This is a genomic window from Dongia sp. (assembly GCF_041909655.1).
GTDB lineage: Bacteria > Pseudomonadota > Alphaproteobacteria > Dongiales > Dongiaceae > Dongia.
Window position 1 is genome coordinate 133,374 of record NZ_JAYRDA010000003.1, and the last position, 12,270, is coordinate 145,643.

The following is a 12,270-nucleotide window of genomic DNA, read 5'->3' on the forward strand; positions in this document are numbered from 1 at the left end:
ACTAGAACCTAGGTCGGTTGATCGATCCGGTAGGTGACTTCCAGGATATGGTCGACATTCCTGCCGTCGGCGGCAAAAGGGATTTGAACGCCCACGATCCGCCGCAGCATGTCGTCGAGGTGGTGTTCCTCGGCATAAGTGCGGGGTTTGCCGCTGGTGCGGACGATGTCGTAATCGCTTTCCAGCATGGTCTGGAATTCCGGCATTTCGGCGATTTCATCGAGATAGCGGCCGGTGAGGTCGAAACCGAGTTCCTTCGAAATCTCGGGACCGTCGCTTACCACGTAGTAGCGGGGCTTTTTGGCCCCCGATTTCTGCGGGCCGGGATGGATCGCCACGACGGTCAGATGGTCCCGAACCCCGGCGAAGACGGCCCGCGCGGCGTCGTCGAAGGCGGGCAGCGCCCCCGTATCGGGGCGCAGTCTTTCCCAGGCTTCCAGCAGAGCCTGCAATCTGGGATCCAGCGGCAGGTCCAGATAGTTGATGTATCCGGTCATAGAGAGCCGTCTAACACAGTTCCGGCCACCTTAACATACGGCGCCGAAGGGCGCTCACTCCGCCAGCGGGTAGACGAATTCCAGGATGAAATCGACATTTTCGCCATCGGCGGCAAAGGGCAGCTGGATGCCCATGATGTCGCGCCGGCGGCCGTCGAGATGGTGTTCCTCGGCATAGAGGCGGGGCTCTTTGCTGGCGATGATGCCGTCGTAATCGCTGGTCAGGATGGTGGTGAATTCCGGCGTGTCGCCGAGATCGTCGACATAAGTCCCGGTCCCGTCGAGGCCCACCGCGGCAATGACCGCCGGACCTTCTTTCACCACGAAATAGCGCCGTTTGCCGCCCTCGTGGCGGATTTCCACCAGGCTGGCATGGTCGGTGGCGTCCGGAAATGCCGCCAGAAGCTCGGCGGTGGTGCGCGGCAGGTAGCCATCCCGGCGCAAGGATTCCCAGATCTGCTGCAATTTCCTCAGGCGCGGGTCGGGCGGCAGGTCGCGGTAGTTGATATAACCGGTCTTGTTGCTAGGCATGGGTCCTCAGAGATCGTCCCTGGTTATCTGTCCCCCGACATGACTCCCTTTGGGCATCCTCGCAGCGCCTCTAGCATAACCGGCGGAATCCGTCACCTCGTGACGACCCCCGTCACGCTTTTGTTGCCGTGCGGCATCGGTTAGTGTCTGGCCGACTTTCGACCAATCCAGCCCGTCCCGTCCAGGAGGCCAGATGAAAATCCATCTCGATATCGATTGCACGCCCGAGGAGGCGCGGGCCTTTTTCGGTCTGCCCGATGTGGCGCCGATGCAGGCGGCGGTGATGCAGGAGATGCAGGACCGGGTCATGTCGGCGATGAAGAGCACCGATCCCGAAACGCTTCTCAAGACCTGGGTGCCGGCGGGCGCCGCCAGTCTCGATCAATTGCAGAAGATGTTCTGGCAGAGCTTTGGCCAGGGCGGTTCGGAGACCAAGAAGTAGACGATGCCAAGAAGCGAATCATGACCGAGCGGAGCAAGGCGGGTGATCCCGCACCCTATTACCAGGCGCATGTCTTCTGCTGTGTGAATGAGCGGCCGGCGGGCCATGCGCGCGGCTGCTGCAAGAGCCGCGGCGCCGAGAAGCTGCGCAATTACATGAAGGCGCGCGCCAAGGAACTTGGCCTCGACGCGCTGCGCATCAATCAATCGGGCTGTCTCGATCGCTGCGAATTGGGGCCGACCCTCGTCATCTATCCCGAGGGTATCTGGTATACCTTGCACGCGATCGAGGACGCGGAAGAAATCATCCAGCGTCATCTCATCAAGGGCGAGCGCGTCGAGCGCCTGATGCTGCAGCCCGGCGACAAGCTGCCTGAAGACCGGCTCCTCAAAGCGGGGCAATGAGCAGCGACACCATCTTCGCGCTCGCGACACCCGCGGGGAGATCCGGCGTCGCGGTTTTCCGCCTCTCCGGTCCGCATGCCGGCGAGGTGCTGGAAGCCCTGACAAAACGGGCTCTTCCGGCAGCTCGAAAAGCCGTCACGCGGCGGCTGTTTGCACCCGGCGACGCGACACCCCTCGACGATGCGCTGGTGCTCTGGTTCCCGGCGCCAGCCAGTTTCACTGGCGAGGATGTGGCCGAGCTGCAGATCCATGGCGGACTGGCGGTGATCGCGGCTGTTGCCAATGCGCTGGCGCAAACGGGTCTGCGCCTGGCCGAGCCGGGGGAGTTCACGCGCCGCGCCTTCGATCACGGCAAGCTCGATCTTTTGGAAATCGAGGGCCTCGCCGATCTCATCGCCGCCGAGACAGAAGGCCAGCGCCGCCAGGCCTTGCGTCAGGCGGAAGGGGAACTCTCGGCGCTCTATGAAGACTGGCGCGGCGCGCTTATCTCGGCGCTGGCGCGGATCGAGGCGGCGATCGATTTTCCCGACGAGGATCTGCCCGAAGGTTTGATGCTGCTGGTCGATGAGGCGATGCGCGTGACCGCGCAAGGCATCGCGCAGCATCTTGGCGACCGCCATCGCGGCGAGATGCTGCGCGAGGGTTTGTCGGTCGCGATCCTGGGGGCACCCAATGTCGGCAAGTCGTCGCTGCTCAACCGCCTCGCCGGGCGCGAGGCGGCGATCGTCTCGGCCCGTGCAGGGACGACACGCGACGTCATCGAGGTGAAGCTCGATCTCGACGGTTATCCGGTGCTGATCGCCGATACGGCGGGCTTGCGTGAAAGTGGCGACGAGATCGAGCAGGAGGGCATGCGCCGCGCGCTGCAACGCGCCGAGCATGCCGATCTACGTATTGTCGTTTTTGACGCCACATCCTGGCCAGATCTCGATCCGGCGGCGCTGAGTCAGATTGACGGGGAGGCGATTGTCGTATTGAACAAGGCCGAACTGGCGGACCTGCCGGCGCTGGTACAGGTCTCTGGCCGTGGGGCGATCCAGATTTCCGCCAAGACGGGGTCGGGGATCGAGGCTTTGGTCGCGGCGGTGAGCGCCAGGGCAGCTCTCTGGCTCTCGCCCGGCACGCAGCCTGCCTTGACGCGGCTCCGCCATCGCGAGGCCCTGGAACGCTGCGGCGAAGCGCTCCAGCGTGGGTTACTGGCGCCGGTGGTAGAATTAAAAGCTGAGGATCTGCGCATCGCCGTCCAGGCTCTGGGGCGTATTACCGGCCGGGTGGAAGTTGATGATGTTCTCGATTTGATCTTTCGGGAATTCTGCATCGGAAAATAGCTATACCATTGAAATATATGGTAAATATTGAAACGTTTCACGTGAAACATGAGCGCTGAGCTGAAATTTGATGTGATTGTGGTGGGGGGTGGCCATGCCGGGACGGAGGCGGCCGCTGCCGCCGCGCGCGCCGGTGCCCGCACCTGCCTCTTGACCCATGACCCGGCGAAGATCGGCGAGATGTCCTGCAACCCGGCGATCGGCGGTCTCGCCAAGGGCCATTTGGTGCGGGAGATCGACGCTCTAGACGGGATCATGGCCCGGGCGATCGACCAAGGCGGCATCCAGTTCCGCATGCTCAACCAGTCGAAGGGCCCGGCCGTGCGCGGCCCGCGTGCCCAGGCCGACCGCAAGCTTTACCGGATGGCGGTCCAGGCGCTCCTTGCCGAGCAGCCCAACCTCACCATCCTCGCCGGTGCGGCCGGCGATCTCGAGATCGGTCCCGATGGGTGCGTGGCCGCCGTGATTACCGAGGATGGCAGGCGCCTGGCGTGTGGCGCCGTGGTGCTGACCACGGGCACCTTCCTCAACGGCCTCATCCATTGCGGCGAGGAGCGGGTGCCGGCGGGCCGGGTGGGGGAAGCTCCTTCGCGGCAATTGGCGGCGACCCTGGCGCGGCTCGATCTCCCCATGGGGCGTCTCAAGACCGGGACGCCGCCGCGTCTCGACGGCCGCAGCATCGATTGGAAGAGCCTGGATTCACAGCCCGGCGACAACCCGCCGGTGCCAATGTCGTATCTGACTGCCGAGATCACCACACCGCAGATCGCCTGCGGCATCACCTATACCAGCCCGGCCGGTCACGCGCTCATTCGCGAAAACCTGCACCGGGCACCCATTTATTCGGGCCAGATCGAAGGGACCGGACCGCGTTATTGCCCCTCGATCGAGGACAAGGTGGTGCGGTTTGCCGAAAAGGACCGGCACCAGATCTTCCTGGAGCCGGAGGGCCTCGACGACGACACGGTCTATCCCAACGGCATTTCCACCTCGCTGCCTGCGGATGTGCAGCGGGATCTGCTGAAAACCATTCCCGGGCTGGAGCAGGCGGTGATGCTGCGGCCCGGCTATGCCATCGAATACGATTTCGTCGATCCGCGCGCCTTGAAGCCCAGTCTCGAGCTGCGCGCGCTGCCGGGCCTGTTCCTGGCCGGCCAGATCAACGGCACCACGGGTTATGAGGAAGCGGCCGCCCAGGGCCTGATGGCCGGCCTCAATGCCGCGCGCCTAGCCGGTGGGGCGAGTGAGGGCGTCAGCCTGGACCGTGCTACGGCCTATATCGGCGTGATGATCGACGATCTTGTTTCACGTGGAACATCCGAGCCTTACCGCATGTTCACCAGCCGCGCCGAGTACCGGCTGCAGCTCCGGCAGGACAATGCCGACCAGCGCCTGACCGGCTTGGGCCAGGCATGGGGGATCGTGGGACCCGCCCGCGAAACGGCCTTCGCAGCCAAGGTGGCGGCCCTCGAAGCTGCCCGGGCAAGCATGCTGGCACTCTCCGCAACCCCGAACGAGCTCAAGAAGCTGGGCCTGACGGTGAACCAGGACGGACAGCGCCGGACGGCGATGGGGCTGCTCGGCTATCCGGACATCACCCTGGCGCGATTGGCCGGGATCTGGCCCGAGATTGCGGGTTTTGCGCCCGAAATCGCCGAGCAGATCGAGATCGACGGCCGTTATGCCGGGTATCTGAAGCGCCAGGACGCGGATATTGTCGCCTTCCGCAAGGATGAGGCGCTGCTTCTGCCGGATGACCTCGATTACGACGCGATCCCCTCGCTCTCGACCGAGGTGCGGCAGAAGCTGAAGGATGCCCGCCCGGCCTCATTGGGGGCCGCACAGCGGATTTCCGGGATTACGCCCGCGGCCCTCACCATTCTCCTGCGCCATGTCCGCCGCCAGAAGACTGAGCGCCAGAGTGCTTGAGTGACACCAGCCGAATTCACGTCCATCCTGAAATCCCAGGGCCAAGATGTTTCACGTGAAACATTATCGGCGCTGGAAGCCTATGCAGCACTCCTGACGAAGTGGCAGGCGCGGATCAATCTGGTGGCCAAGGACAGCCTCGCCGATCTCTGGCGCCGGCATTTCCTGGATTCAGCCCAGCTGGTACCCCTCCTGCCGCCAGGCAACGAGCCAATCACGGATCTGGGCTCCGGTGCCGGCTTTCCCGGCCTGGTCCTGGCCATCCTGACCGGGCGCCAGGTGCATCTCGTCGATTCCGACCAGCGCAAAGGCGTCTTCCTGACGGAGGCCGCGCGGGTGACGGGAGTCGCGGCGCGGGTGCAGGTCCATACCGGCCGGATCGAGACCCTCAAGGCCTGGCCGGCGCCGATCGTCACCGCCCGGGCCCTGGCGTCCCTCAGCCAGCTCCTCGATTGGGCGGCGCCGTATCTGACCGCGCAGACCGTTTGCCTGTTCCTGAAGGGCGCCAAGGCGGAAGAAGAATTGACCGAGGCCGCGCGGTCTTGGACAATGGAAACAGAACGCCATCGGAGTCTGACCGACCCAAGCGGCGTCATTCTGAAGCTTCACCACATCCAGCGACGGGGTTGATCGTGACCGACGGCCGAGCCACTTCACAGCCGCGTATCATGGCTGTCGTCAATCAGAAGGGCGGGGTCGGCAAGACCACGACCGCGGTCAATCTGGCGACGGCTTTGGCCGCCTGCGGCAAACGCGTTCTCATCATCGATCTCGATCCCCAGGGAAATGCCTCGACCGGCCTCGGTCTGGAGGCTGCGCAACGAGAAACGGGCGCCTATGAGGTTCTGATCGACGGCGCGAAAATCGCCGAAGCGACACAACCCACGATTGTACCCAATATGTCGATCGTGCCAACGACGCCGGATCTGGCTGGTGCCGAAATCGAGCTCATCGATCTCGACCGCCGCGAATACCGGCTGAAGGATGCCCTCGCCGAAGCCGATCTTGCCTATGACTTCGTGTTGATCGATTGCCCGCCCTCGCTCTCGCTCCTGACCTTGAATGCGATGGTGGCGGCGGATTGCGTGTTGGTGCCGCTGCAATGCGAATTCTATGCTCTGGAAGGCCTGTCGCAGCTCATCAAGACGGTGGAGCGCGTGCGCCAGCATTTGAATCCCGTGCTGGAGATCCAGGGTGTCGTGCTGACCATGTACGACAAGCGCTCGAGCCTCAACGAACAGGTGGCGGCGGATGTGCGCGCCTATTTCGGGCAGAAGGTCTACGAGACCGCGATCCCCCGCAATGTCCGCATCGCCGAGGCACCGAGCTATGGCAAGCCTGCCTTGCTTTACGACATCCGCTGCGCCGGCTCCCAGGCCTATATCCATCTTGCTTCCGAGCTCCTGCGCCGCGAGCAGGGGCTCGAAGGCCGCTCGCTGAAGGTGGCCTAGGATCATGGCGAAGAAACATCTGGGACGTGGACTTTCGGCTTTGCTCGGTGGCGACGCGGCGGTGGTTGCCGCGACGGCGCCCGAGGCACCCACAACACCCGTGGCCGGGCAGCGCAGCGTCTCCATTGAATTGCTGCATCCCGGCAAGTATCAGCCGCGCGGCCATTTCAATCTGCAGGCCCTTGAAGATCTCGCGCAATCGATCCGCAGCAATGGCGTGCTGCAGCCCATTCTGGTGCGACCGCATCCTGGCCGGCCCAAGGGCGAGTTCGAGATCATCGCCGGCGAGCGCCGCTGGCGTGCCGCGCAGATGGCGCAGCTTCACGACGTGCCGATTGTCGAGAAGCAACTTACCGATCGCGACGCCCTCGAGATCGCGCTCATCGAAAACATCCAGCGTCAGGACCTCAACCCGCTCGAAGAGGCGGAAGGCTATTTCCGCCTGATGCAGGAATTCAAATACACCCAGGAAGAACTCGCCGAGCGCATGGGCAAGAGCCGCTCGGGCATTGCCAACATGCTGCGCCTCCGGGACCTGCCGGGCCAGGTACGCTCGATGCTGGCGGACGGCCGCTTGAGCGCCGGCCATGCACGCGCACTCCTCACCTGTGCCGATCCCCTGGCCGTGGCCAATGAAGTGGTGGCGCAAGGGTTGAACGTCCGCCAGACCGAGAAGCTCGCCAAGGATTTCAAGCCCGGCCACCTCCTGAAATCACTCAAAGCCAAGAAGGCGCCCAAGGAAAAGGACGCCGACACCAAGGCGCTGGAGCGCGATCTTGGATTGAAGCTGGGCCTCAAGGTCGAGATCGATTTCGACGGCAAGGGCGGCAAGGTCACCCTGCATTACAAGACACTGGCCCAGCTCGACGGAATCATCGCCAAACTCGGCTGAGGATCGGCTACCCGCACCACCCGGCACGCTTGCCGCCGTCATAGGCGCGCGCGAGGCCGGCACCGATCAGCGTATCGCCCAGCGAGCGCCCGTCGATGGTGACCTTGGCATCGATCCGCCCGCCATATTTGTCCCAGCTGATCTGATGGAAGGCGATGGGACGCTGGCGCCTTTGCGCATCGTTGATCAGGAAGCGGGTGAGGGCCGTCGCCTTGGCTCCCAGGTCACGCTCAGATTTGCATTTGGCGCGACCGCCGGATTCCGGCGTGTCGATGCCGAGAACGCGTATTTTGACTGGCTGCAATTCAGGGGGGAGGCCCGGAAGCTCCACGTTGAGGGTGTCGCCATCGACGGCGCCCAGCACGATCCAGCGATAGCCGTCATCGGGTGCTGCCTTGCCAATGCCGGCGAAGACGAGGACGAACAGGCATGCAAGGATCAGTGCGTGAAATTTCATGGCGCGCAGAGATGCGCCATAATGACGAGTCCGCACAAGCGATCGCCGCGCGAGCTGGCAGCGGGAAACTCGCCTCTACTTACGGTTGGCCAGTGTGGCCACTTCCATCAGACCCCGCCGGATCAGCGTGTCGGCGAATTGATGGTGGCGCATGGCCTCGGCTTCCAACTCGGCGAGGCGCAGCAGGGCATTGGCGATGGCGCCCGCCTGCCAGCGCCGGCATTGCAGTTTGAATCCGTCCACCGCTTTCCAGAAAACGCGCGGCTGCAGGGAATTCATGGCGGCATCGAGCGGCTCGCCACGCTGCAGGCGGGCGATCACCTGATGGAGGCGCAGGAAATGGCGCGAGACCATCTTCACCAGCATGATCGGATGCGTCTCGGCGAGGTTGCGCTCCAATTGCCGCTCCAGGGATTTAAGCTCGCCCAGACCCACGGCCTGACAGAGATCGTCTAGGCCGATCGCCGCCTGATCGGCGACACAGGCCTCGGCATCCTTGAGGGCGATGCGTTTCTCGGCACCCATATAGAGAATGAGCTTGTCGATCTCGGAGCGCGTCACGCCGCGATCGCCGCCGAGATTGGCGGCAAGATAGGAAAGCGCGTCGCGCTCGATCTCGAGCCCGGCTTCCTTCACTTGCTGGCCGATGATGGCGGGAAGGGCGGCGGCCTCGTCCCGGTAGCAGGCGACGGCACCGGCGTGATCGATGCCTTCGAAGAGTTTCTTGAGGCTGGAGCGGCTGCCCACATCTCCGGCTTCGACCACGACCAAAGCCAGCGCACTGTCGCGGTGCTCTTCGAGAAGCGCCGCGAAGACCGGCTCCAGCGCATCGGTGACGCGGCTCACGCGGATCACGCGCCGTCCACCCATCATGGCGATGGCGCGGGCCTCATCGGAGAGGCGCGCGCCATCGGCCTTGAGATCGTCGCCGCTCAACTCCACCAGGCGGAAGGGGTCGTCCGCCTCGCCGAGAATGGCGCGTGTCATCAGATTGGCGCGTTCATGCACCATGCCCTCGTCGGGTCCATAGATGAGAACCGCCGCCACATTCTCGGCCGGTGACTTCAGAAAACGGTCGAGGGATTGGCGTTCGAGTTTCATCAGGACGGCAAGCGACGGCTCAGCCGTTCTGGGTGAAATAGGCGGAGAGGCGGAATTTCAGCAACTCGGCCAATTGCCGCGCCGCGCGGTCCCGCGCATCGTTGCGCGAGACGATGTCGATATAGGGATCGTTGACCACGGCAAAGGCCGAAAAGGCACCGATATCCTCCAGCAGCAATTCCTCGCCCGCGGCATCGCCCAGGCGGAAATGTGCGATCAGGGTCAGGTTATAGCGATCGATATCGCCGCCTTCGGCCGACAAGGTGGAAGCGACGGATTCCGTCAGTTCCATGCTGAGATTATAGGCGGGTGTCGCCGGCTGGCCGTAAGGATTGAGGGCATCGCGAAGGGCGTTGTGGAGGATCTGCGAGGTGCGCGCATCGTATTTGGCGGCACCTCCGGCATCGAAGGGGCTGGCGGAACGTTCCCAGACCGGTGCCGCTACCTTGATCGCCGCGAGATGGGCGTCCACCGTGGCGCCGGTATTGGGTGTCGTGCTGGCCTGACCGTAAAGCGGCCTGAAGCCGCAGGCGGCAAGCGCGGCGCCGCCCATCATCAGGGTTGTGCCGGCAAGGCCGAAACGCAGCAGATCCCGTCTAGACCACGACATTGACGATCCTGTTTGGCACAACGATCACTTTCTTGGGCGTCTTTCCTTCCAAGGCGCGAATGACCGCCTCTTCGGCCAGAGCCCGGGTTTCCGCCACCTTTGGCTCGCAATCGCGCGGCAATTGGATGGTCGCGCGCAGCTTGCCGTTGACCTGGATGGCGACGGTCGCCGATTCGTCGATGATAAGCCGGGGATCGGCTTCCGGCCAAGCGGTCTCGGCCAGCAGGGTCTGGTGGCCGAGCGCCTGCCACATTTCCTCGGCCAAATGCGGCATCATCGGTCCGATCAACTGGGCCAGCACGGTCAGGGCCTCACGGCGGGCAAAGAGCCCGGCCGCGTCGCCCAGATCCTTGTCATTGATTTCTGAGAGGCCGTTGGCGAATTCATAGATCTTGGCGACCGCGCGGTTGAAGCGGAATTTCTCGATATCGTCGGAGACCCCGGCAACGGCCTTGTGGCTGGCCCGGCGCAGGGCAGAGGCGGCATCGCCACCCTCGGCCAAGGCGGCATTCTTCAAGCCGGGATGCGCCTCCAGCCATTGGACGTTGAGGCGCCACAGGCGCTGGGCGAAGCGCCAGGCACCTTCGACGCCGGCGGCCGTCCATTCCATGTCGCGCTCGGGCGGGGAGTCGGAAAGGACGAACCAGCGCGCCGTATCGGCGCCATAGCCGTTGATGATGACGTCCGGGGCGACCACGTTCTTCTTCGATTTCGACATCTTCTCGGAACGGCCGATATCGATCGTGGCGCCGGTATCGGCGCGCACGATCTGCTGGCCTTTCCGCTCGATTTGGTCTGGCAACAGCCATTCCCCGGTCGCGGGGTCGCGATAGGTCTCGTGGCACACCATGCCCTGGGTGAAGAGGCCGGCAAAGGGCTCGTCGAGTTTCAGATAACCCACCTTGCGCATGGCCCGGGTGAAGAAGCGGGAATAGAGCAGGTGCAAAATGGCGTGTTCGACGCCGCCGATATACTGATCGACCGGCAGCCAGTAATCGACCATCGCCTGGTCGACCGGCTGGTCGGCGCGGGGGCTGCAGAAACGGGCGAAATACCAGGATGAATCGACGAAGGTGTCGAAGGTATCGGTTTCACGCCGCGCCGCCTTGCCGCAAGTGGGGCAGGCGACATGCTTCCAGCTCGGATGATGGTCGAGCGGATTGCCGGGCTTCTCGAAGGTGACGTCGTCGGGCAGCAGGACAGGCAGGTCCTTGGCCGGGACCGGCACCGGGCCGCAGGCATCGCAATGGATGATCGGGATCGGGCAGCCCCAGTAACGCTGGCGGCTGACCAGCCAATCCCTGAGGCGGAAGACGGTGGTGGCTTCGCCGTCGCCTTGGGATTTCAGGACTTCGCCCACCTTTTTCTTGGCGCTCTCGGTGTCGAGCCCGTCGAGGAAGCCGGAATTGAAGATCGTGCCGTCATCGGTATAGGCGGTGTCGCCGATGGCGAAGGTCTTCGGATCCTCGCCGGCGGGGAGGACGACCGGAATGACGGGCAAGCCGTATTTCCGCGCGAAATCCAGATCGCGCTGGTCGCCGGACGGGCAGCCGAAAATGGCGCCGGTGCCGTATTCGATCAGCACGAAATTGGCGATATAGACGGGTAGGGTCTTGCCCGGCATCAAGGGATGCTCAGCCTCGAGGCCGAGCTTGTATCCGCGCTTTTCCTGCGCTTCGACCGCGGCTTCCGAGGTGCCGGCGGCGCGGCATTCGGCGATGAAGGCCGCGACCTTGGGATCGTTCCTCGCCGCCGCTTCCGCGATGGCATGATCGGGCGAGACGGCGATGAAGCTGGCGCCGAACAGCGTGTCGGGCCGGGTCGTGAAGACCTCGATGCGGTCCTCCTTGCCCTTCAGCTTGAAGCGGACATAGGCGCCGGTCGATTTGCCGATCCAGTTCTCCTGCATCAGCCGGACCTTTTCCGGCCAGCGCTCCAGGGTGGTCAGCGCCTGCAGCAGATCCTCGGCATATTCGGTGATCTTCAGGAACCATTGGCTGAGCTTGCGCTTCTCAACGGGTGCCCCGGAGCGCCAGCCCTTGCCGTCGATCACCTGCTCGTTGGCAAGCACGGTCTGGTCAATGGGATCCCAATTGACGAAGGCTTCCTTGCGATAGGCAAGGCCCGCCTTGAAGAAATCCAGGAAGATGCGCTGCTGGTGCTCGTAATAGCCGGGATGGCAGGTGGCGAGTTCCTTGTCCCAATCCAGGCTCAATCCCATGCGCTTCAGCTCGGCGCGCATATTGGCGATGTTGTCGTAGGTCCAGCTCGCGGGATGGATCTTCATGTCGCGGGCGGCGTTCTCGGCCGGCAGGCCGAAAGCGTCCCAGCCCATGGGATGCAACACGTTGAAGCCCTTGGCGCGCTTGTAGCGGGCGACCACGTCGCCCATCGTGTAATTGCGCACATGGCCCATATGGATGCGCCCGGAGGGATAGGGGAACATCTCCAGGACGTAATATTTCGGCAGGCTCGTATCGGGCGAGGTACGGAAGCAATGGCGCGCATCCCATGCGGCCTGCCATTTGCCTTCAGCTTCCAAGAAATTATATCGCGACATATTGGACTGGCTTTACTGTTTGGATGTCATGGTCAGCCTACGCCGACCATGACAGTAAAGCGCGGGCC

The 12,270-nt window shown here is 63.7% G+C and carries 13 protein-coding genes; 7 read left to right on the plus strand and 6 right to left on the minus strand.

Annotation, left to right across the window (positions count from 1 at the left end; all coding sequences use genetic code 11):
* Positions 1–8: 8 nt before the first annotated feature.
* Together ACE3PR_RS06825 and ACE3PR_RS06830 are read right to left on the minus strand one after the other, a co-directional pair.
* A complete protein-coding gene (locus ACE3PR_RS06825) occupies positions 9–497 on the minus strand; it encodes a hypothetical protein (RefSeq protein WP_374369590.1) in 489 nt (162 codons plus the stop codon).
* Positions 498–551: 54 nt separating this feature from the next.
* Entirely contained in the window at positions 552–1,028 is a 477-nt protein-coding gene (locus tag ACE3PR_RS06830; RefSeq protein WP_374369593.1) for a hypothetical protein, read from the minus strand.
* 193 nt (positions 1,029–1,221) lie between these two features.
* Between ACE3PR_RS06830 and ACE3PR_RS06835 the strand changes: the two genes are divergently transcribed.
* Genes ACE3PR_RS06835 through ACE3PR_RS06865 form a run of 7 tightly spaced genes read left to right on the plus strand, consistent with a single transcriptional unit; the run spans position 1,222 to position 7,474 of the window.
* Positions 1,222–1,470: a DUF6489 family protein gene (locus ACE3PR_RS06835; RefSeq protein WP_374369596.1), complete on the plus strand. Its 249-nt coding sequence runs from the start codon at positions 1,222–1,224 to the stop codon at positions 1,468–1,470.
* A gap of 20 nt (positions 1,471–1,490) precedes the next feature.
* Complete coding sequence (locus tag ACE3PR_RS06840) at positions 1,491–1,874, plus strand: ferredoxin (RefSeq protein ID WP_374369599.1); 384 nt, start codon at positions 1,491–1,493, stop codon at positions 1,872–1,874.
* Complete coding sequence (mnmE, locus tag ACE3PR_RS06845; RefSeq protein WP_374369602.1) at positions 1,871–3,202, plus strand: tRNA uridine-5-carboxymethylaminomethyl(34) synthesis GTPase MnmE; 1,332 nt, start codon at positions 1,871–1,873, stop codon at positions 3,200–3,202. The genes ACE3PR_RS06840 and mnmE overlap by 4 nt, the downstream gene beginning before the upstream one ends.
* Before the next feature lie 48 nt (positions 3,203–3,250).
* Entirely contained in the window at positions 3,251–5,131 is a 1,881-nt protein-coding gene (gene mnmG / locus ACE3PR_RS06850; RefSeq protein WP_374369605.1) for a tRNA uridine-5-carboxymethylaminomethyl(34) synthesis enzyme MnmG, read from the plus strand.
* A complete protein-coding gene (rsmG, locus tag ACE3PR_RS06855; RefSeq protein WP_374369608.1) occupies positions 5,132–5,761 on the plus strand; it encodes a 16S rRNA (guanine(527)-N(7))-methyltransferase RsmG in 630 nt (209 codons plus the stop codon). It abuts the gene before it with no gap.
* Between the two features lie 38 nt (positions 5,762–5,799).
* Positions 5,800–6,582 carry a ParA family protein gene (locus ACE3PR_RS06860; protein WP_374370759.1) on the plus strand — a complete coding sequence of 261 codons (783 nt, stop codon included), beginning with the start codon at positions 5,800–5,802 and terminating at the stop codon, positions 6,580–6,582.
* A 4-nt stretch (positions 6,583–6,586) separates the two neighbouring features.
* A complete protein-coding gene (locus tag ACE3PR_RS06865) occupies positions 6,587–7,474 on the plus strand; it encodes a ParB/RepB/Spo0J family partition protein (protein ID WP_374369611.1) in 888 nt (295 codons plus the stop codon).
* Positions 7,475–7,481: 7 nt separating this feature from the next.
* Here ACE3PR_RS06865 and ACE3PR_RS06870 read toward each other — a convergent pair whose 3' ends face one another.
* From ACE3PR_RS06870 to leuS, 4 genes are all read right to left on the minus strand, one after another.
* Positions 7,482–7,931: a thermonuclease family protein gene (locus ACE3PR_RS06870; protein WP_374369614.1), complete on the minus strand. Its 450-nt coding sequence runs from the start codon at positions 7,929–7,931 to the stop codon at positions 7,482–7,484.
* Between the two features lie 75 nt (positions 7,932–8,006).
* A complete protein-coding gene (gene holA / locus ACE3PR_RS06875; RefSeq protein ID WP_374369616.1) occupies positions 8,007–9,032 on the minus strand; it encodes a DNA polymerase III subunit delta in 1,026 nt (341 codons plus the stop codon).
* A gap of 19 nt (positions 9,033–9,051) precedes the next feature.
* Positions 9,052–9,642 carry an LPS assembly lipoprotein LptE gene (gene lptE / locus ACE3PR_RS06880; protein WP_374369619.1) on the minus strand — a complete coding sequence of 197 codons (591 nt, stop codon included), beginning with the start codon at positions 9,640–9,642 and terminating at the stop codon, positions 9,052–9,054.
* Positions 9,629–12,202: a leucine--tRNA ligase gene (gene leuS, locus ACE3PR_RS06885; protein WP_374369622.1), complete on the minus strand. Its 2,574-nt coding sequence runs from the start codon at positions 12,200–12,202 to the stop codon at positions 9,629–9,631. Before leuS ends, lptE begins: the two co-directional genes overlap by 14 nt.
* Positions 12,203–12,270: the final 68 nt, after the last annotated feature.

Excerpts from the sequence above, each read along its gene's own strand:
- ACE3PR_RS06835 (WP_374369596.1), top strand. The coding sequence starts at position 1,222 with ATGAAAATCCATCTCGATATCGATTGCACGCCCGAGGAGGCGCGGGCC.
- ACE3PR_RS06825 (WP_374369590.1), bottom strand. The coding sequence starts at position 497 with ATGACCGGATACATCAACTATCTGGACCTGCCGCTGGATCCCAGATTG.
- mnmE (WP_374369602.1), top strand. The coding sequence starts at position 1,871 with ATGAGCAGCGACACCATCTTCGCGCTCGCGACACCCGCGGGGAGATCC.
- ACE3PR_RS06870 (WP_374369614.1), bottom strand. The coding sequence starts at position 7,931 with ATGAAATTTCACGCACTGATCCTTGCATGCCTGTTCGTCCTCGTCTTC.
- ACE3PR_RS06830 (WP_374369593.1), bottom strand. The coding sequence starts at position 1,028 with ATGCCTAGCAACAAGACCGGTTATATCAACTACCGCGACCTGCCGCCC.
- lptE (WP_374369619.1), bottom strand. The coding sequence starts at position 9,642 with ATGTCGTGGTCTAGACGGGATCTGCTGCGTTTCGGCCTTGCCGGCACA.
- holA (WP_374369616.1), bottom strand. The coding sequence starts at position 9,032 with ATGAAACTCGAACGCCAATCCCTCGACCGTTTTCTGAAGTCACCGGCC.
- ACE3PR_RS06840 (WP_374369599.1), top strand. The coding sequence starts at position 1,491 with ATGACCGAGCGGAGCAAGGCGGGTGATCCCGCACCCTATTACCAGGCG.
- ACE3PR_RS06860 (WP_374370759.1), top strand. The coding sequence starts at position 5,800 with ATGGCTGTCGTCAATCAGAAGGGCGGGGTCGGCAAGACCACGACCGCG.
- ACE3PR_RS06865 (WP_374369611.1), top strand. The coding sequence starts at position 6,587 with ATGGCGAAGAAACATCTGGGACGTGGACTTTCGGCTTTGCTCGGTGGC.
- leuS (WP_374369622.1), bottom strand. The coding sequence starts at position 12,202 with ATGTCGCGATATAATTTCTTGGAAGCTGAAGGCAAATGGCAGGCCGCA.
- mnmG (WP_374369605.1), top strand. The coding sequence starts at position 3,251 with ATGAGCGCTGAGCTGAAATTTGATGTGATTGTGGTGGGGGGTGGCCAT.